The 21,269-nt window shown below is 43.9% G+C and carries 21 protein-coding genes and 1 tRNA gene; 16 read left to right on the top strand and 6 right to left on the bottom strand.

Annotated features, from left to right (window positions below):
- Nucleotides 1-54: 54 nt before the first annotated feature.
- Nucleotides 55-131: transfer RNA gene (locus Xentx_RS05870), tRNA-Arg, on the bottom strand.
- A gap of 190 nt (nucleotides 132-321) precedes the next feature.
- Here Xentx_RS05870 and folD point away from each other — a divergent pair.
- The 3 genes from folD (at nucleotide 322) to sra (ending at nucleotide 2,057) form a co-directional block, all read left to right on the top strand.
- A complete protein-coding gene (gene folD / locus Xentx_RS05865) occupies nucleotides 322-1,197 on the top strand; it encodes a bifunctional methylenetetrahydrofolate dehydrogenase/methenyltetrahydrofolate cyclohydrolase FolD (RefSeq protein ID WP_074019344.1) in 876 nt (291 codons plus the stop codon).
- Nucleotides 1,197-1,409, top strand: a complete 213-nt coding sequence (gene ybcJ, locus Xentx_RS05860; RefSeq protein WP_074019343.1) for a ribosome-associated protein YbcJ — start codon at nucleotides 1,197-1,199, stop codon at nucleotides 1,407-1,409. Before folD ends, ybcJ begins: the two co-directional genes overlap by 1 nt.
- Nucleotides 1,410-1,820: 411 nt before the next feature.
- Nucleotides 1,821-2,057, top strand: a complete 237-nt coding sequence (sra, locus tag Xentx_RS05855) for a stationary-phase-induced ribosome-associated protein (RefSeq protein WP_074019342.1) — start codon at nucleotides 1,821-1,823, stop codon at nucleotides 2,055-2,057.
- A gap of 148 nt (nucleotides 2,058-2,205) precedes the next feature.
- On the opposite strand, the gene cysS is transcribed toward sra, so the two are convergent.
- Nucleotides 2,206-3,588 carry a cysteine--tRNA ligase gene (cysS, locus tag Xentx_RS05850; RefSeq protein ID WP_074019341.1) on the bottom strand — a complete coding sequence of 461 codons (1,383 nt, stop codon included), beginning with the start codon at nucleotides 3,586-3,588 and terminating at the stop codon, nucleotides 2,206-2,208.
- Between the two features lie 273 nt (nucleotides 3,589-3,861).
- Between cysS and ppiB the strand changes: the two genes are divergently transcribed.
- The 4 genes from ppiB (at nucleotide 3,862) to purK (ending at nucleotide 6,872) form a co-directional block, all read left to right on the top strand.
- A complete protein-coding gene (gene ppiB, locus Xentx_RS05845; protein WP_074019340.1) occupies nucleotides 3,862-4,356 on the top strand; it encodes a peptidylprolyl isomerase B in 495 nt (164 codons plus the stop codon).
- A gap of 17 nt (nucleotides 4,357-4,373) precedes the next feature.
- Entirely contained in the window at nucleotides 4,374-5,096 is a 723-nt protein-coding gene (gene lpxH, locus Xentx_RS05840) for a UDP-2,3-diacylglucosamine diphosphatase (RefSeq protein ID WP_074019339.1), read from the top strand.
- Nucleotides 5,097-5,277: 181 nt separating this feature from the next.
- Nucleotides 5,278-5,802 (top strand): 5-(carboxyamino)imidazole ribonucleotide mutase, encoded by a 525-nt coding sequence (gene purE / locus Xentx_RS05835; RefSeq protein WP_074019413.1) that lies wholly within the window; start codon nucleotides 5,278-5,280, stop codon nucleotides 5,800-5,802.
- Complete coding sequence (gene purK, locus Xentx_RS05830) at nucleotides 5,799-6,872, top strand: 5-(carboxyamino)imidazole ribonucleotide synthase (RefSeq protein ID WP_074019338.1); 1,074 nt, start codon at nucleotides 5,799-5,801, stop codon at nucleotides 6,870-6,872. The genes purE and purK overlap by 4 nt, the downstream gene beginning before the upstream one ends.
- A 62-nt stretch (nucleotides 6,873-6,934) precedes the next feature.
- Here purK and Xentx_RS05825 read toward each other — a convergent pair whose 3' ends face one another.
- Complete coding sequence (locus tag Xentx_RS05825) at nucleotides 6,935-7,549, bottom strand: riboflavin synthase subunit alpha (RefSeq protein WP_074019337.1); 615 nt, start codon at nucleotides 7,547-7,549, stop codon at nucleotides 6,935-6,937.
- A 543-nt stretch (nucleotides 7,550-8,092) separates the two neighbouring features.
- On the opposite strand from Xentx_RS05825, the gene Xentx_RS05820 reads away from it, so the two are divergent.
- On the top strand, nucleotides 8,093-9,370 hold the full coding sequence (locus Xentx_RS05820; protein WP_074019336.1) for an MFS transporter: 1,278 nt from the start codon (nucleotides 8,093-8,095) through the stop codon (nucleotides 9,368-9,370).
- Between the two features lie 153 nt (nucleotides 9,371-9,523).
- On the opposite strand, the gene ybbP is transcribed toward Xentx_RS05820, so the two are convergent.
- Complete coding sequence (gene ybbP / locus Xentx_RS05815) at nucleotides 9,524-11,956, bottom strand: putative ABC transporter permease subunit YbbP (protein ID WP_074019335.1); 2,433 nt, start codon at nucleotides 11,954-11,956, stop codon at nucleotides 9,524-9,526.
- The gene (gene ybbA / locus Xentx_RS05810; RefSeq protein ID WP_074019334.1) at nucleotides 11,953-12,639 is read right to left on the bottom strand and encodes a putative ABC transporter ATP-binding protein YbbA; all 687 of its coding nucleotides are present in this window, start codon (nucleotides 12,637-12,639) and stop codon (nucleotides 11,953-11,955) included. Before ybbA ends, ybbP begins: the two co-directional genes overlap by 4 nt.
- On the opposite strand from ybbA, the gene tesA reads away from it, so the two are divergent.
- From tesA to Xentx_RS05785, 5 genes are all read left to right on the top strand, one after another.
- The gene (gene tesA, locus Xentx_RS05805; RefSeq protein ID WP_208607546.1) at nucleotides 12,610-13,242 is read left to right on the top strand and encodes a multifunctional acyl-CoA thioesterase I/protease I/lysophospholipase L1; all 633 of its coding nucleotides are present in this window, start codon (nucleotides 12,610-12,612) and stop codon (nucleotides 13,240-13,242) included. The genes ybbA and tesA overlap by 30 nt on opposite strands.
- A gap of 66 nt (nucleotides 13,243-13,308) precedes the next feature.
- On the top strand, nucleotides 13,309-14,088 hold the full coding sequence (locus Xentx_RS05800) for an SDR family oxidoreductase (RefSeq protein WP_074019333.1): 780 nt from the start codon (nucleotides 13,309-13,311) through the stop codon (nucleotides 14,086-14,088).
- Between the two features lie 71 nt (nucleotides 14,089-14,159).
- Entirely contained in the window at nucleotides 14,160-15,038 is an 879-nt protein-coding gene (locus tag Xentx_RS05795) for a co-chaperone YbbN (RefSeq protein WP_074019332.1), read from the top strand.
- 49 nt (nucleotides 15,039-15,087) lie between these two features.
- Entirely contained in the window at nucleotides 15,088-16,017 is a 930-nt protein-coding gene (locus Xentx_RS05790) for an SPFH domain-containing protein (protein WP_074019331.1), read from the top strand.
- A gap of 19 nt (nucleotides 16,018-16,036) precedes the next feature.
- Nucleotides 16,037-16,498: an NfeD family protein gene (locus Xentx_RS05785; RefSeq protein ID WP_074019330.1), complete on the top strand. Its 462-nt coding sequence runs from the start codon at nucleotides 16,037-16,039 to the stop codon at nucleotides 16,496-16,498.
- Here Xentx_RS05785 and cueR read toward each other — a convergent pair.
- On the bottom strand, nucleotides 16,489-16,893 hold the full coding sequence (cueR, locus tag Xentx_RS05780; RefSeq protein WP_074019329.1) for a Cu(I)-responsive transcriptional regulator: 405 nt from the start codon (nucleotides 16,891-16,893) through the stop codon (nucleotides 16,489-16,491). The two genes, Xentx_RS05785 and cueR, sit on opposite strands and share 10 nt — an antisense overlap.
- A gap of 79 nt (nucleotides 16,894-16,972) precedes the next feature.
- Between cueR and copA the strand changes: the two genes are divergently transcribed.
- The 3 genes from copA (at nucleotide 16,973) to ybaK (ending at nucleotide 21,230) form a co-directional block, all read left to right on the top strand.
- Nucleotides 16,973-19,720: a copper-exporting P-type ATPase CopA gene (gene copA, locus Xentx_RS05775; protein WP_074019328.1), complete on the top strand. Its 2,748-nt coding sequence runs from the start codon at nucleotides 16,973-16,975 to the stop codon at nucleotides 19,718-19,720.
- A gap of 141 nt (nucleotides 19,721-19,861) precedes the next feature.
- Nucleotides 19,862-20,674, top strand: coding sequence for a TraB/GumN family protein (locus Xentx_RS05770; RefSeq protein WP_074019327.1), 813 nt, complete (start codon nucleotides 19,862-19,864; stop codon nucleotides 20,672-20,674).
- Between the two features lie 79 nt (nucleotides 20,675-20,753).
- On the top strand, nucleotides 20,754-21,230 hold the full coding sequence (ybaK, locus tag Xentx_RS05765) for a Cys-tRNA(Pro)/Cys-tRNA(Cys) deacylase YbaK (protein WP_074019326.1): 477 nt from the start codon (nucleotides 20,754-20,756) through the stop codon (nucleotides 21,228-21,230).
- The last annotated feature ends 39 nt before the right edge of the window (nucleotides 21,231-21,269 follow it).

The raw sequence follows: 21,269 nt of genomic DNA, 5'->3' as shown, positions 1-21,269 counted from the left end.
AACACCCGTATCTTTTGCGACACCCGTTAAAGTGCGGGTAACTCATTGATTTTATGGTACGCCCTACAGGATTCGAACCTGTGACCTACGGCTTAGAAGGCCGTTGCTCTATCCAGCTGAGCTAAGGGCGCATTACGGTATATAGAATAAGAAACATTATTAATGCCTTAACGCAGCACCGGATTATACGGGCATAATGGAATGAGTCAATGCCCTTTTCGCTCATATGTTCATTTTATGATTATTAATAAAACTGACAGGCGGTTCATGTTCTGACAAAATAGTCCCCATTCCTATACTTGATAGTGGAATCTTAAATACATGTCAGCAAAAATTATTGATGGGAAAACGATTGCGCAGACAATCAGAAACGAAGTTGCAGAAAAAGTCAGGCAGCGTGTTGCCGCCGGAAAACGAGCGCCAGGTCTTGCCGTCGTTTTAGTAGGAGAAAACCCTGCTTCTCAAATTTATGTCGCCAGCAAACGTCGCGCCTGTGAAGAAGTCGGGTTTATGTCCCGTTCTTATGACCTACCTGATACTACCAGCGAAGCTGAATTACTCTCCCTGATAGATGATCTGAACGCCGATACGCAAATCGATGGTATTTTAGTTCAACTCCCTTTACCTGCCGGCATTGATAATGTCAAAGTACTGGAACGCATTCATCCCGATAAGGATGTGGATGGTTTTCACCCTTATAATATCGGTCGTCTGTGCCAGCGCGCCCCGAAATTGCGCCCTTGTACTCCCCGTGGAATTGTAACTCTACTTGAACGCTGCAATATCAATACGTATGGTCTAAATGCAGTTATTATCGGTGCTTCTAATATCGTTGGGCGCCCGATGAGCCTTGAATTGCTATTGGCAGGCTGTACAACCACAGTAACGCATCGCTTTACCAAAAATTTACGTCAACATGTCGAACAGGCGGATTTACTGGTCGTTGCTGTTGGTAAACCAAACTTTATTCCTGGTGAGTGGATTAAGCCGGGTGCAATTGTGATTGATGTTGGCATTAATCGACTGGAAAATGGCAAAGTCATCGGTGATGTGGATTTCGATAAGGCGTCAGAACGTGCCAGTTGGATCTCCCCTGTGCCTGGTGGTGTCGGACCGATGACCGTTGCAACATTGATTCAAAATACCTTGCAAGCTTGCGAGGAATATCATGATGTAGATACAACTGAAGGTTATTGATGGAAATTTTTTATTTAGATGGCCACCCTTATGTCGAGTTATGTGACTTGTTGAAATTTCAAGGATGGTGTGAGAGTGGTGCTGCGGCGAAGGCCGTGATTGCAGAAGGTTTGGTACAAGTTGATAGCGAACTCGAAACTCGTAAACGCTGCAAAATTACCGCCGGTAAAGTGATTGCCTTTAATGGCGAATCTGTTCGCGTTGAAGCGTAAATCAGTAGATAAACATTAACACTAATACTTTTCAGAAAGACAGTACCTTGTGTATTAAGGTGCTGTTTTTTATTTTATAAATAGAATTTGATTTTTTATCACTGATTTATATAAACCAGAACAAGGTGATATATAAATATTAGACAATATAATGTCAATAATAAGGACAATATTATTGGCTGTTATCCTTACCATCATGATTTGCAACTTATTCTAATATAAAGATCCCCAAGAAACCCATAGTACAAGCAGATAAAAATAAGCACCATAACATTATTTCTCTGGTTACAGAGTTACCTAGTTTTATTCGCAAGATATGTGACATTGACGATATATTGACAAACAATCATATCAATTTTCTAATAAATCGCTATACTGGGAAGCTTATGTACAACTGAAACGGAGTTAATTATGTTAAGTAATAGAGCTGCAAGAAGGTTGTTAGGTTTGCCTTATAAATTAAGTAACTCTAAACGTAGAGTAAAAATTTCTCTTCTTAATCCTGCTTCCAGTGATAGCACACATCAAATACCAGAGCATTTGAGTAATTCTTCTTTCGTTGCCATGAAACGGGATGTAGTTTCTGGAAAAATCACGTATCACGCTGGAAATGCTTTCTATCCTAAGCACTTAAGTCGTCATCAATAAATCTGCCGGTTTTTATTCCGCTCATTTATACGCAAGTATTACAACCCAGTACTACAACTAAAAAATCCCGCTATGAAAGCGCAAAGACATTAAAAAATGAACCGCCCGTCGAAGGGGCGGTTCTGGTGTTCAATAAATCAAAAATCGATTATTTACGACGCCATGTTGTTCCTTGTGGACCATCTTCCAGCTCAATTCCCATGTCATTTAACTGATTACGCGCCGCATCAGCCAATGCCCACTCTTTGCTTTTACGAGCATCGTTACGCTGTTTGATTAATGCTTCGATTCGGGCAACATCGTCGTCCGCCTGTGCCCCGCCTTGCAAAAAGTGTTCTGGATCTTGTTCCAAAAGACCAAGAATACCGGCCAATTTGCGTAATCTTGCCGCCAGACCATTAGCTGTGGTCATGTCTTCTGTTTTCAGTCGATTAAGCTCACGCGCCATATCAAATAAGGCTGAATACGCTTCCGGTGTGTTGAAATCATCGTTCATTGCTTCAACGAAACGGGCTTCAAATGCTTCTCCACCAGCAGGTTGGGCAGATTTATCTGTACCACGCAGGGAAGTATACAGACGTTCAAGGGAAGTACGCGCCTGTTTCAGGTTCTCTTCCGTATAATTCAACTGGCTGCGATAGTGACCGGATAATAAGAAATAACGCACGGTTTCAGCATCGTAATACTCCAGCACATCGCGGATAGTAAAGAAGTTGTTTAATGACTTGGACATCTTCTCTTTATCCATCATGACCATGCCGGAATGCATCCAATAATTGACATAAGGACCATCATGGGCACAAGTTGATTGAGCAATCTCATTTTCATGGTGCGGGAACATCAAATCAGAACCGCCACCGTGGATATCAAAGTGGTGACCAAGCGTTTTGCCATTCATAGCGGAACATTCAATATGCCAGCCCGGACGGCCTCCTCCCCACGGAGATTCCCAACTCGGCTCACCCTGTTTGGACATTTTCCATAATACAAAATCCATCGGATTACGTTTTACATCTGCCACTTCAACACGGGCACCAGCCTGCAATTGTTCCAAATCCTGGCGGGAAAGCAGGCCATAATTAGAATTGGTGTCAATGGAAAACATGACGTCACCATTAGCGGCAACATAAGCGTGCCCGCGCTTAATCAGCTCTTCCGTGATTGCAATGATCTCTGGGATATGTTGCGTTGCACGAGGCTCTAAATCCGGACGCAGAATATTCAATGCATCAAAATCGCTGTGCATTTCGGCCAACATGCGTGCGGTCAAATCGTCACAACTTTCGTTATTTTCGAGGGCGCGTTTAATAATTTTGTCATCCACGTCAGTAACGTTACGGACATATGTCAGATCATATCCCAGATAACGCAGATAACGGGCAATCACATCAAATGCCACAAATGTTCTGCCATGACCAATATGACACAAGTCATAAATGGTAATGCCACACACGTACATGCCCACTTTTCCTTCGTGAATCGGCTTAAATTCTTCTTTTTGGCGGCTGAGAGTGTTGAAAATTTTTAGCATCAGTGAGTTTCCGTAAACATTAACGTACGTGTAATAAAATCAAATGAATTGGCTGATTATAGGCTTCTTTATCAGCAAGATAAATAAACGAGAATATAGAGAAGCCAGACACGATATTTCACCTTGATATGCAATGGCTTGCAAGTGCCGTAAGCCCTCTTGTTCTAATACAGTTCCAGAGTACTGACTCAAAATCTGAGATATGATATAACAGCGGTTGTTCCGAATCCCCTAATTACAGGGCCAATCAAAACTATTACTAGGATTTTTATTATGGTGACTTTCCACACCAACTTTGGCGATATCGTAATCAAAACATTCGCTGATAAAGCACCTGTAACTGTTGAAAACTTTCTGAGTTACTGCTCGGAAGGTTTTTATGACAATACAATTTTTCACCGTGTTATCAATGGATTCATGATTCAAGGCGGTGGCTTTGAACCAGGTATGAAGCAGAAAACAACTAAGGCTCCTGTAAAAAACGAAGCCAACAATGGCCTGAAAAACAGCCGTGGCACCATCGCTATGGCACGCACCAACGATCCGCACTCTGCAACAGCCCAGTTCTTCATTAACGTTGTAGATAACGATTTCCTGAACTTCCGTTCAGAGCGCCCAGATGGATGGGGTTATTGCGTATTTGCCGAAGTTGTTGAAGGCATGGACGTGGTTGATAAAATTAAAGGTGTTTCCACTGGCCGCAGCGGTATGCACCAAGATGTACCGCATGAAGATGTGATCATTGAACGTGTTACTGTTGGCGAATAATTACTGTTAGACGCTATATGAGTACACTGTTTATTGCGGACTTACATCTCAGTGAACAAGAGCCGGCAATTACTGCCGGTTTTCTGCGTTTTTTACGTGAGGATGCAATCCACGCTGAAAGTCTTTATATCCTTGGTGATTTTTTTGATTATTGGATTGGTGATGATGACCCCAACCCATTACACTCTAAAATCTCTCAGGCACTTAATGAATTGAAACAACAAGGTATTCCCTGTTATTTCATTCATGGCAATCGTGATTTCTTGCTCGGCTCCCGTTTTGCCAGAGAGAGCGGCTTGATTCTACTGCCACAGGAAAAAGTGCTAGAGTTGTATGGTAAACGTATTCTGATTTTGCATGGCGATACGCTATGCACTGATGATATCAATTATCAGCAGTATCGTAAGCGAGTACATACTCCGTGGATACAACGGCTATTCCTGCTTCTCCCTTTATTTATCCGCTTGAAAATTGCAGCCAAAATGCGAGCGAGTAGCCAATATGCTAACAGCCAAAAATCGGCGTCTATTATGGATGTCAATCAAGAGGCTGTTATCGAGCATTTTAAAAAATATCAGGCAGATTGGATAATTCACGGGCATACTCACCGCCCCGCAATACACGATATTCAGTTTGGCGATAAAACCGTGCATCGCGGTGTATTAGGAGCATGGCATGACCAAGGTTCGATGTTCAAAGTGACAGAAACGGTTATTGAGTTGATATCTTTCCCCTTATAAACTCTCCTTTCACCTATTTTGTAAAAATCGACAAATCAAACGACGCAAACGTTTTCCTCATGTAATTAGCATGATATGATCCGCCGTCTGAAATTTCATCTTTGTTCTGGTAGACACCCAATACAGGAGCATCTGATTTATGACGTCCAGCTCTGATCCCACAACAACTATTACTCCGACAATGACTTTTCCAACAGAAATAGAACCCCAAAACCACGCCAAAATTGCCATCGTCATGGGTTCTAAAAGCGACTGGGCAACAATGCTACATGCAGCCGATATCCTGACCGACCTCGCTATTCCTTTTCATATTGAAATTGTTTCGGCACACCGAACACCAGATAAACTTTTTCGTTTTGCAGAACAGGCGAAAGAAAACGGTTTTGATGTCATTATCGCTGGTGCAGGTGGAGCAGCACATTTACCGGGGATGCTGGCAGCCAAGACCTTAGTGCCTGTATTTGGCGTTCCGGTACAAAGCGCTGCACTTAGCGGTGTCGATAGCCTGTATTCTATCGTCCAAATGCCAAAGGGTATCCCCGTTGGTACATTGGCTATCGGCAAGGCAGGAGCAGCAAATGCCGCATTGCTGGCTGCCCAGGTTCTGGCATTGCATGATAGTGCGCTGTTTCAACGTTTATCAGATTGGCGTAGCGCACAAACCCAGGCTGTTTTGGATAACCCAGATCCACGGGAGGATGCATGAAGCCTGTTTGTGTATTGGGAAATGGTCAGTTAGGCAGAATGCTGCGTCAAGCTGGTGAACCATTGGGGATCGCTGTTTATCCTGTTGGGTTGGATGCCGAACCGGAAGCTGTGCCTTATCAAAGCAGTATTATCACCGCAGAAATTGAGCGTTGGCCTGAAACCGCATTAACCCGCGAATTGGCTCATCATAAGGCTTTTATCAATCGCGATATTTTCCCGCAACTGGCGGATCGCTTACCACAAAAGCAGCTTATGGATATATTGGGTTTAGCGACCGCACCGTGGAAACTGCTTTCCACGCCCGATCAATGGCCACAGTTATTTGCGGAATTAGGGGATTTTATCATTGTTAAGCGACGGACTGGAGGCTATGACGGGCGTGGCCAATGGCGTATCTGGCCGGGTGATGAAACGACTCTTCCACCTGAAATTTACGGTGAATGTATTGTAGAACAGGGTATTCCGTTTTCGGGGGAAGTCTCGCTGGTTGGCGCCCGTAATGCCAAAGGTGAATCAGTATTCTATACACTGACTCACAATTTGCATCAGGAAGGTATTTTACGTACCAGTGTGGCTTTACCTGATAATGGTGCCGATAAGCCATTTCAACAGCAAGCAGAGCAGATGCTATCTGCCATCATGAATCACCTGAACTATGTTGGTGTTATGGCGATGGAGTGCTTTATTGTTGGCGATCATTTGCTGATCAATGAACTGGCTCCGCGGGTTCACAATAGCGGTCACTGGACGCAAAACGGCGCTTCTATCAGCCAGTTTGAACTTCACCTGCGGGCAATCTTGAATCTCCCTATGCCACAACCAGAAATCTTTGCACCATCCGTCATGATCAACCTGATCGGCACGGGGGTAAATCCCGCATGGCTGAGTTTGCCGCTGGTTCGTTTACATTGGTATGAAAAAGAAGTTCGTTCGGGACGTAAGGTGGGGCACTTAAATGTGACTCATACGGATAAGGGGACATTAAAAACGACGTTGCAAACGTTAGCTTCGCTATTGTCAACAGAATACCAACGCAGCCTTAAATGGGCACAAGATAAATTAAGTTAATCGGTTATTTTAGGAAGTGGTAATGATTAAAATAAGCTACCACTTCCCAGTCCAGTGAGAGATTATCGCATTCTTGATAGCGTTCGGGATAGTGTATCCACAATGGTTCTTGTTGTCTGATCTATTTCATAATTGAGGAAATCACCGACCTTAATCTTGCTGAGATTGGTCATTCTTAATGTTTCCGGGATCAGATTTAAAGCAATTGTCTTATTTTCTTCATCAATGTCGTTGATGGTTAAACTACAACCGTGTAATCCAATAAAACCTTTCAGGAAAAAATATTTAATGTTGTTTTTAGGGACGCGAATAACTAACCGATAGGTTTCACCAGTTGCAGTAAACTCTACCACTTCAGCCATACCCTCTACATGTCCATAAAGATTGTGCCCGCCATTTTCTTTATGCATCTGATGTGAGCGTTCAATGTTAACTTCATCCCCAACGGAAAGAAACTTTAATGTGGTGGTATCAGCAGTAAAATCTGAGATATCAAAAGAAACGCTATCGCCACTAAATTGAGTAACAGTCAGGCATGTGCCATCAATTGCGACACTAGCTCCGACCGTAACATCATCAAAAAAATGGTTATTATTGCTAATAATCAGTGTACTAAATCCATTACTTTTATTGAGCGATAATATCCTTTCTTTGCCTTGTACAATGCCTGTATACATGATTATCCTCTTTTGCTAAAGATAAAGTTATTTCAATCTCAATGTTTTTATCACGATTTATGTGTTTTATTTAATTATAATTAAATAATTGTGATGCACTCTTGCATAAGATATATGAAATAACACCTTATGAAAATAAAAAACAGCACTGTATTCTAAAAAGAATTTATTTATTTTTCTATTTATAGAAAAAATATCCTTAATTCATTTTCGTTTTTTAAGGAGAAAGTTTTTTCTCTACATGACTACAAAGGCGGCAACAACATCTATTATTATAAGTTTGTGCCAAGGCTCAGTGCCAGAAAAATCACAGGGTATGATCTGTCCTATGGCTCATTAAAGGATGTGCTGTTTGCTCAATAGATAGCCAAAACCAATAACTTAAAAAATATGACTATTTCCCCGGTATCAGCTTTGATTGGAGATACACCTGGCTTTCGCACGAATCAATTTAGCTATGGCATGTTTATTCGATACAGCTTTTTCTAATAAACACATAAAATAGAGCCGCTTTTAATCGTTTATATCCTTGATGGGGTCACAATGTCCATTCAACACGACAAATTCGGGCGTACTTATCAGTGGTTTTTGCTGATACTTTTAGGCATGGTCTATTTTTTATCCACAGCAACAACCTTTACGTCATTGGGTGTTGTCCTACCGAGTATGATTAATGAACTTGGCTGGAGTTGGACAAATGCGGGGTTAGGGTTCACACTGCTTGGCCTGACTTGCGGGCTATCCAGTTTTCTGCCAACAGTATTTATCCGTAAAGTTGGCGTTCGTTTCACCCTGTCTATTGGCCTGCTGGTTTTTCTGGCAGGTTTCTACAGCCTTTATCATACATACGCTATTTCATCGTACTTTATTGGTACGGCTTTAATTGGTATCGGTTTTACTTTTTTGGCGACAGTACCAGGCACTTATGTGATTTCACGACTATATGAGAAACAGTCCCTTGCTTTTGGTTTCTACTTCACGATAGGTGGACTAGGCGGGGTAATTGGCCCATGGATCTACTTTCTGGCAACTCGTATTTGGGGAACATGGCGAATGCATTGGATGATTTCCGCCATTATCCTCTCCATCTTCGTGATCCTGACGATTATCCTGCTTCAGGAAGGTAAACGGGAAGTCGCCCACGCCAAGGCCGTAAACCAGAAACATAGCAATCAGGATACTCCCAGCATTTATCGCACCAGGCAACGTTGGACCGCACGCCAAGCACTACGGACATGGCAGTTTTATATGATTGCTGCAACTTACACCGCATTTTTATGGTGTGGTATTACCGTCAACAGTTTTGCAGTTGCTCATATTATCGAAAATGGTTTCAGCGAAGCTATCGCCGCAGGGTTATTAAGCACAATGGCCTTTATCAATGCGTTTTCCAGATTAGCCGGTGGTGCCGTTGGAGAGTGGGTAGAACCGAAAAAATTACTGATTATCAGCCTGTCCATTATTATCCTTGGCTTGATTGCACTGAGTATCGCCTCTTCATGGCCGTTCTTGGTTGCGTTCACATTGTGTGTCGGGATGGGATATGGAATGACCTTCCTTGCATCCAGTGTATTGCTGGCTAACTATTTTGGCCGCAAACCTTATCTGGAACTGTTTTCTATCATGAACCTGATATCCACTCTGGCTTGTCTGGCACCTTTTTTTGCAGGTGCTATCAAAGATTATTCTGGCAGTTTTACCTCTGCATTTCTGATTATTGCCATTCCCGTATTTGTTGTTCTTGTCGTAACATTAATGATGAAACCACCTGCTCATAAAATGAGAAAACACGCGGTTGAAAACAGCCAATTGACTGAATAAGGTAAAAATGAACTGCAATAACGGACAAACAAGGTTGAATCCATCACAATGATGGCAGAGATTGCCGAAGCCAAGTTAAGAGAAGAATTTGCCTGATAATATTTGGTCAAATGATCGCTGATAAACCAAAGAGGTTTATCAGCGGTGTGAAAATTACTCAGGCAAGCGCCGATATTGCCCTTGCTTCCGTAATAACCTAATTCCTAACCAGCCACCACATAGTGAAAGCAGTAAGCTACTGATGATAGGAAGCAGAAACCACATCTGCCATTGTGGCTGCCACGGGAAATCAAAGACCTGAGTCTGTAACAACCAAAGTGCGATTTCTACACCAAATGCCGCAGCCACACCAGCCATAAAACCAAGCAGGGCAAATTCACTCCACAATGTACGACGCAAAAGTTTTTTGCTTGCCCCTAATGTGCGATATACCACCAATTCAAGTTGTCGCTGGCTCATACCGACCTGAATTTGTGCCAATAACAGCAATCCGCCACACATCATCACCAAAACGACCATAACTTCTAATGCTTTGCTAACTTGCTGCAAAATGCCTTGTGCTTGTTTGAGTATCGAACCAATATCCAACATGCTGATGGTTGGGAAATGGCGGTTAATTTCGGTTAACAGCCTTCCATCGCCTTCATAATGAAAGCTGGTTAACCACATTCTGGGCTGATTTTCCAACGTCTCTTTGGCGAAGATAAAAATGAAATTCGGATTTATGCTCTCCCAATCCACTTTGCGAATACTGCTTACTGTGGCATGAAACGTTCGGGTATCTCCGGTGAATGTGAGCCTGTCTCCCAAGTTGATTTTTAACCGTTCAGCGACGCCTTGCTCCATGGAAACTTCGTTAGATTTTGGCGGCCATGTTCCCGCAATCAAGGTATTAAAAGGCGGAAGTTCTGCTTTCCATGTTAAGTTCAATTCACGGCGCACGGTAGTACTATTAGGGTATTTTTCATTCGCCCATTCCAGCGCAGATTGTCCGTTCACTTCCGTCAAACGTGCCAATACCACTGGATAAAAATCGGTCGGTTTCACCTGATATTTAGCCAATAATTCATTAATTTGAGCAGATTGTGGTTGGGTCATGTTAATCAGGAAATAATTAGGGCTATCCGGTGGTAATTGCTGTTGCCACTGATTCAATAAATCTCCCCTTGCCATAATCAGCAAAGCCAACAACATAAATGACAGGGAAAATGCCGCCAATTGGGTCATGGTCTGAAAGGGTCGACACAGTAACCGGTTAACCGCCAGACGCAGGCTTAACTGACGGAACGTCACACGGCGCAGTAGCCATAATCCTCCCCATCCCAATAGTGCCAAAAACAAGGCGACAATCGGCACTCCCGCTAACAGCGACCATAACAACGGCTTAGTGCCTGCCAATAATACCAATCCTCCCGTTATTATGAATGCCACCGCAGGCAAATAATAACGTAATGGCCAGATGGATGCCGTTACATCACTTCTCAATACCCGTGAAGGCTGGGTAGCCATGAGTTGACGATAAGGGCGAATACCTACCAACACGGCAATACCAAACAGAGCAGCTATCGCCCATACCCACGGCCACATGCCCGCAGCCGGTAACATCTTAGGTAGCATGCCTGCCAAAATTCGAATCAATGCAGATTCAAAAACCAATCCTAAAATGGAGCCTACCACTATGGCGGCAAGCAATATCACTAGCCATTGCCCAATGATCCATTGACGCAAGGCCCAGCGCCCTGCCCCTAATGTTTTCAGGATAGCAATCAGGTTATGTCGGCTACGGCAGTAATGCGCCATAGAAACTGCCATTGCCGCTATAGCAAGTAGTAATGTTAACAAAGCTGACAGCAGTAAAAATTGCTGGGCACGCTCAATAGATTGCGCCATGACACTATTATCTTGTTTCAATGTCAGCCAGCGTTGATCCGCTCTTAGTTGCGGTTCAACGAATTGCTGGAATGATTGGATGGCGGCAGGAGAACCCGCAAACATATAACGATAAGTCAAGCGGCTACCAGGTTGAATCGCCCCAGTAGCCTGAGCATCATCAATATTGATCAAAATTCGGGGAGAAATCTGGAAAGGATTGAAACTGCTGTCAGGCTCTTGCAGTAATTCCCCACGAATCTGCAACGTGGTATCTCCCACGTCAATATTATCTCCAACCCTAACGTCCAATAGTGTCAACAATCGTGGAGCCACCAATACAGAACCTTTTTCTGGCTTTAACCCACGCGGATTGGTTTCCAGTTCGCCATACAGAGGATAACGCTCATCTGCGGCTTTCACCTGAGCCAGTTGCGGAATATCTCCCGCATATGTCATGGTCGAAAATGAGATTTGGCGACTTAATGTCAACCCCTGCTCTTGTGCCTTTTGCAACCAAGTTTCATCAACGGGATACGAAGCCCTTAAGACAAGATCACCCGCCAGAAAATCACGGCTTTGATAATGCACACTTTGATCAATGCGATCACTAATACGCCCTAATGCCAGTACACAGGCCACCGCTAAGGTCAGGGATAACCAAACAATCAGGAGAGAAGGTGTACGCCATTCACGCCAAAACCAGCGCCAGATCATGCTTCCTCCCGTAATTTTCCATCTACCAGACGTAAACGACGCTGGCAACGCGCCGCAAGTTGATTATCGTGCGTGACTAAAATCAAAGTGGTGGCGTAATCATGATTAAGGGAAAAAAGCAAATCGGCGATGCGATCTCCTGTCTGGCGATCAAGGTTACCCGTTGGTTCATCAGCAAACAAGATTTTGGGACGAGTACAGAATGCCCGTGCCAAAGCCACCCGTTGTTGTTCTCCCCCCGAAAGTTGGGCCGGCATGTGTTTCAGGCGTTTTCCCAATCCTAACTGTTCGAGCAGTTCAATGGCTTGTTCACGGCTTTGGTTTTCCGATTCACCACGCAATAGTGCCGGAAGCTGGACATTCTCCAATGCATTCAAAGTGGGGATCAACATAAATGACTGAAAAACAAAACCTACATTTTCTGCCCTTAACTGCGCGCGCTGCTCTTCATTCATACGGCTGATATTCTGCCCCAACAGATGAATATCTCCTTCGCTACCATCATCCAATCCGGCAATAATGCCCAGAAGCGTTGATTTACCTGATCCTGATTCACCAATTAATGCAATTGTTTGTGCTGGCTCGACAATCAACTCAATACCTTGCAATATATTAATTACCTGTTCCCCTTGTCCTACATGTTTAGTGAGATGATGAACTTCAAGAATACTTTCTACAGCCATGTATTTTTCCTTTTATTGTTGGTGCTATGCAGTGCCAGAGCAACGGCGGCAGATACCCTGCTAATATTAGGTGATAGCCTCAGTGCCGGATATCGTTTGCCAGTTGAGCAATCATGGCCTGCACTGATGGCAAAACAGTGGCAACAAACCGGCAAAAAAACAGTCATTGTTAACGGCAGTATTAGTGGTAATACCGCAGCACAAGGGCTTGAACGTTTGCCTGAATTATTGAAACAGCACAATCCAAAATGGGTTTTGATAGAGCTTGGTGCGAATGATGGACTGCGTGGTTTTCCCATTCAAAACATAGAACAAGATTTGCAACAGGGCATTACTTTGATTAAACAAGCCGGCGCACAACCGTTGTTAATGCAAATCCGAATTTCACCTAATTATGGAAAGCGATATACCGAATCCTTTGCCAAAATTTATCCTGAGCTTGCTGAACGCAACCAAATTCTTCTGCTGCCATTTTTCATGGAGCACGTTGCTATCAAACCAGAATGGATGCAAGATGACGGATTACATCCCAATCAAGCCGCACAACCCTTTATCGCTGATTGGATGTCCAACAAATTGTCGATATATATCAACTCTCCTTAAGTAAAAATATTTCTTAATAGTAAATCATTTATTTCCATAAATTGATGCAGGTGAACAGGTAAAGTTATGCAAAAAGCCATTTTTATTACTGGGTGTTCTAGCGGGATCGGGTTAGTCGCGGCCAAAACCCTCCACCAACGTGGTTACCGCGTACTCGCAGCTTGCCGCAAACCCTCTGATTTGGCACATATGCGTGAGTTGGGGTTCGAGCCCATCGAATTGGATTTAGATGATAAAGAAAGCGTAGAGCGCGCAGCCAGAAAAGTCATCGAATTAACCAACAGTCGTTTATTCGGGCTATTCAATAACGGGGGATTTGGTGTCTACGGTCCATTGGAAAGCATCTCCCGCGAACAGATGGAAAAACAGTTTTCCACCAATTTCTTTGGCACCCACCAACTGACGTGCCTGCTACTGCCAGCTATACGCGCTTATGGCGCCGGGCGGATTGTCCAAACCAGCTCTGTTATGGGATTGATCTCGACGCCAGGCCGTGGGGCGTATGCTGCCAGTAAATATGCCCTTGAAGCATGGTCGGATGCCTTACGTGGAGAATTGGCAGAAACAGACATTAAAGTCAGCCTGATAGAGCCTGGTCCAATTCATACCCGTTTTACGAAGAATGTCAATCAAACACAGCAGGATCATCCGGTTGAGAATCCAGGCCTTACTCGTCGTTTCACGTTGATGCCTGAAGATGTCGTTTCTAAACTCATTCATGCGCTGGAAAGTCCCAACCCGAAATTACGCTATTCTGTTACGTTATTGACTCATGTAATAAAAATAATGCGCCGTCTACTCCCTGAGCGATGGCTCGATAGAATCTTGCGCTGGCAAAGTAAATAGACATTGAAAAACGGACAAACAAGTCTTATTTATTCATGTAATCACCTTACAACGACTCAGAGAAAAATTCCATGGAACCAACCGTTAATACAAACAACAATACTGCCCATATCATTAATATTAATGAATCGAATATTGCAGAAGTTGTACAGCACTCTCTCAACCAACTTGTCGTATTCTACTTCTGGTCTCCACAGGACCTACATTGCCATGAATTAGAAACCACGCTTGATAAAATAGCCCATGAATATGCAGGGCAATTTGCTCTGGCTAAAGTCAATTGTGACCAACTTTACCATATTGCTGCACAATTTGGTGTACGTAGCTTACCTACTGTACTGTTTGTAAAAGAAGCTCGTCCTGTTCAGGGTTTTGAGGGCATCCAGACTGATGAGGCTATCAGAAAAATTTTTGCCACTCTCCTTCCTCAAATGGAAAAATCACCATTAGAGCAAGTTAACGAGCTACTTGTAGAAGGTAAGGATCAGGAGGCATTACCTTTACTGAAAGAAATCCATCAAGAAAACCCGCAAGATACAGAGATTACCCTATTGCTAGCCCAAGTGAACCTTTCACTCAATCATCTTGAAGAGGCTCAAAAAATAGTGGATACCATTCCATTAGAAGCACAAGATGAACGCTATCATGAGTTACTTGAATACCTTAAATCCCAGAAAGAGGCGGCTGATTCACCTGAAATTCGACAACTGCAACAAGAGTTGGCAACTCAACCAGAGAATGCAGAATTAGCCGTACAACTGGCTTCAAAATTACACGCAGTTGGCCGTAATGAAGAAGCTCTGGAATTGTTATTTAGTTTTCTGAAAAAGGATCTTTCTGCTGCCGATGGTGCAGTGAAGAAAACGATGATGGATATTCTCTCTGCACTGGGCATTGGAGATGCTCTGGCGTCTAAATACCGTCGTCATGTATACTCTTTACTCTATTAAGTAAAGAAGATTTATATATTCCATAATTAACTTTAATAAGGCAATTGTTATGGATTTACTCTCTTTTGGTGCTGTACCGATTTTAATCGTTATCGCGGTTGCTATCGTCTTTACTTGTGTCAAGACCGTGCCGCAAGGTTATCAATGGACTGTTGAGCGTTTTGGGCGCTATACCCGCACATTAACGCCCGGCTTGCACATTATCATGCCATTTGTTGATCGTATCGGTCGTAAAATCAATATGATGGAACAGGTTCTGGATATTCCATCACAAGAAATCATTTCTCGCGATAATGCCAATGTTACCATTGATGCCGTCTGCTTTATTCAGGTTGTCGATCCCGTACGTGCTGCCTATGAAGTCAGCAATCTGGAACTGTCCATCATCAACCTGACTATGACCAACTTCCGTACTGTGTTGGGCTCAATGGAACTGGATGAAATGCTGTCCCAGCGCGATTCCATCAACAGCCGGTTGCTGGCAATCGTCGATGAAGCTACTAACCCGTGGGGCGTTAAAATCACGCGTATTGAGATCCGCGATGTGCGTCCACCTAAAGAGTTGATCTCCGCAATGAACGCCCAGATGAAAGCAGAGCGTACCAAACGTGCAGATATTCTTGAGGCAGAAGGTATTCGTCAGGCAGCCATTTTGAAAGCGGAAGGGGAAAAACAGTCGCAAATCCTGAAAGCAGAAGGTGAGCGTCAGTCAGCCTTCCTTCAGGCAGAAGCCCGTGAACGTGCCGCTGAAGCAGAAGCGCGTGCAACCAAAATGGTTTCTGACGCTATTGCTAATGGTGATATGCAGGCAATTAACTACTTTGTTGCCCAAAAATATACCGATGCCCTCACCAATATTGGTGCCTCAAATAACAGCAAAGTGATTATGATGCCACTGGAAGCCAGCAATTTGATGGGCGCCATTGGTGGTATTGCTGAATTAATTACCGAAAGCAAGAAAAGCAAACAGGATAAATAGCCATACAGGATAAATAGTTATGATTGAACAGATCGCCGCTCAGCCAGCCTGGTTCTGGCTCTGTTTTGGTGGCCTGCTTCTGATTGCAGAATTGCTGGGAACAGGAGGATATCTGTTGTGGACAGGAAGTGCGGCCGTCGTTGTTGCCCTGATCACATGGATTTTCCCTAATATGGGCTGGGAATTGCAAGGCACTCTGTTTGCTGTATTGACCTTGCTTTCTGTTATTGCATGGCGTAGCTGGCTACGCCATCGCCCACGTCAGGCTAGTGATAAGACGCTCAATCAGAAAAACCACCAGTTAATTGGAATGCGTACCCGTTTAATCACGGATACCGAAAACGGTTTTGGCCGCGTCAAACTGGCCGATGGCAGTTGGCGCGTTCATTGTGACCGAGAACTTCCAGCCAATACCGAAATTGAAGTCATCGCCGTTGACGGAATCACATTAAAGGTGAAACCGGTTCCCCATCAACCGTGATGCTTACAGCAGCCAGATAAATGTTCAATGATGGGACAATCAGCCCCATCATCTCCCGGGCATTCAGCCACCAGTGCCAGTAATTTTTCCTTTATCTTTTGCAATTCCAACATCGTTTTTTCTATTTCCGCCACTTTTTGCAGGGTCGCCATTTTTACATCGGCACTGTGACGGTGAGGATTGCGAAATAATCGCAGCAATTCGCGACACTCCTCCAACGTAAATCCGATCTCTTTTGCCTGACGCAAAAGCATCAGTTCATCAATGTGCCTTTTCTGATAATGACGATAACCATTATCTCCCCGCTTTGGTGCGGTAATGAGATCTTTTTCTTCATAAAATCGAATCGCTTTGCTGGTTAAACCGGTCTTACGGGCAATTTCACTGATATTCATTATTTCCCCTTGACCTTCCCCTTGCAGGAAGGTTTAGCCTTAATGATAAGTATATCACTCTGTATCAGGAGATATTGTTATGTCCACAACCACCATTCTCGCACTTCAAGGCCTAACTTGTATGCATTGTGTTGGCAGGGTTAAAAAAGCGCTGGAAAGAATACCCGGCGTTGAGCTGACGGATGTGAACCTCAATTATGCCAAAGTTATCAGTAATGTTTCACCTGATGAATTGATTGCCGCCATTGTTGCCGAAGATTATCAAGCCACTGTTGCCACCCAGCCCGATGCTGTATTGCGTTTGTCAGGTTTAAGCTGCATGAAATGTGCAAATAAGACACAAAAGGCATTGGAAGCAGTAGAAGGTGTTATCGCCACAGAAGTTGATACCCAAACAGCAAAAATCTATGGTAAAGCAGAGAACAGTGCTTTAATTCATGCAATCGAACAAGCCGGATATCACGCTGAATTAGCAACGGAAGCCGATTGCCCAAAAACTGAGCCGCTGGCAATACATGTTCCACAGACTCCGGAGTCTTTGGCAGCGGCAATATCTTCGACTCCGGTAGAAACAGTTTCTGTTGAGCACAACAACAAAAATGATGCGAGTCATAATGACAGTATTCAGCTCCTGCTGGATGGCATGAGCTGTGCAAGCTGTGTCAGCAAGGTACAAAAAGCCCTGCAATCCGTTGATGGCGTGAAACATGCCAGAGTCAATCTCGCGGAAAGAAGCGCATTGGTCACAGGCCACGCATCACCAAATGCCTTAGTTGAAGCAGTCACCAAGGCTGGTTATGGTGCGGAAATCATTCAGGATGAAACAGAGCGCCGTGAACGCCAGCAACAAGTAGCACAAGCTAATATGCGCCGCTTTCGCTGGCAATCAGCCCTTGCGTTAGTAGTTGGGGTGCCTGTCATGGTGTGGGGAATGATAGGCGACAATATGATACTCACATCAGCAAACCACACCATTTGGCTAACTATTGGTTTGATAACGCTGGGTGTTATGATATTCGCAGGTGGGCATTTTTATCGTAATGCGTGGCAAAGCCTAAAAAATGGCAGTGCAACAATGGATACCCTTGTCGCTCTGGGTACTGGCGTAGCGTGGCTCTATTCAATGAGCGTCAATTTATGGCCAGAAATTTTTCCACCCCAAGCCCGCCATCTTTATTATGAAGCCAGTGCCATGATCATTGGTTTGATCAATCTCGGACATGCCTTGGAACAACGTGCCCGCCAACGCTCTTCCAAGGCTCTTGAGCGATTATTGGATCTGACCCCACCAACAGCGCGAGTGGTTACCACTGAAGGCGAAAAAACAGTGCCACTGGCCGATGTGATGCCCAATATGGTACTGCGCCTGACAACAGGAGATCGTGTTCCGGTTGATGGTGAAATTACTCAAGGCACAGTTTGGTTGGATGAAGCCATGCTGACAGGTGAACCCATTCCTCAACAGAAAACAACTGGCGATACCGTCCATGCCGGCACTGTAGTTCAGGATGGCACAGTATTATTTAAAGCTAATGCGGTTGGCAGCCAAACAACTTTGGCACGCATCATAAAATTAGTTCGTCAGGCACAAAGCAGTAAACCTGAAATCGGCCAATTGGCCGATAAAATATCATCAATATTCGTGCCTATTGTTGTTGCTATTGCCCTGATTGCTGGCATGATTTGGTATTTTGTCGGCCCTGCCCCGCAAATTATGTACGCACTAGTCATCATAACAACAGTTTTGATTATCGCCTGCCCTTGCGCGCTTGGGCTGGCAACCCCTATGTCCATCATCTCAGGGGTAGGACGGGCAGCCGAATTAGGTGTATTGGTGCGTGATGCTGATGCCCTGCAACATGCCAGCCACCTGGATACAATTGTCTTTGACAAAACGGGCACCTTAACTGAAGGTATGCCGCAAGTGACAGAGATCCACACCTTTAATGGTTTCACCGAAGAGCAAGTATTGTTATGGGCTGGTGCATTGGAAAACGGCTCAAATCACCCTCTGGCAAAAGCTATTTTACTGAAGGTTGAGGGACAAAAATTACCCGAAGTGCAAACATTCCACACCCTCGCAGGACTGGGTGTTAAAGGGGGAATTGGAGACGTCACGCTGTTATTGGGGAATCAACGATTACTTGAACAACATCAAATTGAAACAGCAGAATTAAAGCCACTGGTTGCGGCACAGGCAGAAAAAGGCATCACTCCCGTTATTCTGTCAGCTAATGGGAAAATCGCCGCCCTATTTTCCATCCGCGATCCCTTGCGCCAGGATACCGTTTCTGCCCTGCAACGCTTACATCATCAAGGCTATCGTTTGGTTATGTTGACAGGAGACAATCCGACCACGGCGAATGCTATCGCCCAGGAAGCGGGTATTGATCAAGTTATTGCCGGTGTTTTACCTGATGGCAAAGCAGCGGCCATTCAGACAATTCAATCAGAAGGCAGAAAAGTGGCAATGGTCGGTGATGGCATAAATGATGCTCCTGCATTGGCGCAAGCGGATGTCGGCATTGCAATGGGAGGCGGCAGTGATATCGCCATAGAAACCGCAACAATTACCCTTATGCGCCATAGCCTGCATGGGGTTGCTGATGCAGTTGAATTATCCCGCGGTACATTACGCAATATGAAGCAAAACCTATTTGGTGCATTTGTCTACAATACCTTGGGCATTCCAATTGCAGCCGGCATTTTATACCCTTTCACAGGCACTTTATTAAACCCTGTCGTTGCAGGTGCAGCCATGGCATTGTCCTCTATTACTGTTGTCAGTAATGCCAATCGCTTATTACGCTTCAAGCCTAAGTCCTGACCTAACATCCAGGAAATTCTATTTTCCCCATGAAAAGCTAAACGGAATATGTTTAGCTTTTCATCCCGCACTTTTCCCTCTTTCCTGTTGGCTATGAACAGGTTAGCATACCGTCCAATGCCAGCTATTGGAGTATGCAATATGGAAAAATTAATGACATATTTCAGTAACATATTGGGATTTAATTCCCAACGGTATTACCCTTATCCTGCTTTTGACATCAATTTAAATAAAAACAAACAATTACATATTGTTGGCAGCATTCATATGGGTACTAAAAATATGTACCCACTTTCTGAGGTATTGCTGGAACAATTGGAGCAAGCGGATGCACTGATTGTCGAAGCTGATATCACTCAGGTCAATTCCCCTTTCAAGGAAACGTTTCCTGAGCAGCCCGAACTATCACAACGTTTATCTCCCGAACATTTTGCCTGTTTACAACACTATTGCCGAGAAATTCAACATCCTGTCACGTTGCTGGATCCATTACCATCGTGGCAGATTGCATTGATATTACAGGCTGCTCAAGCCCAGTATTTAGGGTTACATTCGCAATATGGTATCGATTGCCAATTACTGAACAGCGCAAAAGCTATCAATAAACCCATTATCGAGTTGGAAGGCACTGATGCACAAGTTAACCTTCTCATCAATTTACCAAATGGGGGGATCTCTCTATTAGAAGATACCATCATCCATTGGCATACCAATGCCCGCGCTTTACAAACTATGATTAGTTGGTGGATGAATTACAAACCTGAGAAACAAAATCAGGTAATACCAATGACATTCTGCGAAGAGATTTATCAAACCCTAATGTCTGAACGCAACCGTCAATGGAGTGAGCAATTACATCGCTTACCGGCAGGAAAATATTTAGTTGCAGTAGGAGCCTTGCACCTTCACGGCGAGAACAACTTACGACAGATGCTGGCAAAACCAAAAATATAGCAACTTCACTTACCTGTTTCATTCTGAAAAACAACCATTACGGATAAGCAGTTATAAATTGATCGTTATAGGAAAAAATATGACTCCCGCTATTGTCTTGCTGGAAAAACAGAAAATTAATTTCAAACTTCACCCTTATGACCACGATGTTAATGAACATAATTTTGGTGATGAAGTGGTGAAAAAACTCGGTTTAGATGCCAATCAAGTTTTTAAGACATTGTTGGTTTCATTAAATGGCGATCCCGAAAATCTTGTTGTCGCTGTTACGCCTGTCTCTGGGCAACTCGATTTGAAAAAAGTGGCTAAAGTTTTCAAAGTCAAGAAAGCAGATATGGCCGATACTCAACTGGCACAAAAGGTAACGGGTTATTTATTGGGTGGCATTAGCCCGCTGGGACAGAAAAAACGTCTACCTACCGTGATTGACAGTCAGGCGCAAACCTTGCCAACCCTATTTATTTCTGGTGGTAAACGTGGTTTAGATATTGAACTGTCCCCCACAGATTTATGCCAATTACTTAACTGTTCATTTGCTGATATTGCTAAAATTTGAAAATTAATTGCAATTCCCGCTTAATTTTTTCGAGCCGGC

It is taken from the genome of Xenorhabdus thuongxuanensis (assembly GCF_001908095.1).
GTDB lineage: Bacteria > Pseudomonadota > Gammaproteobacteria > Enterobacterales > Enterobacteriaceae > Xenorhabdus > Xenorhabdus thuongxuanensis.
Note: the sequence above shows the minus strand (reverse complement) of the source record. Positions and strands in the feature narration are given on the sequence as shown.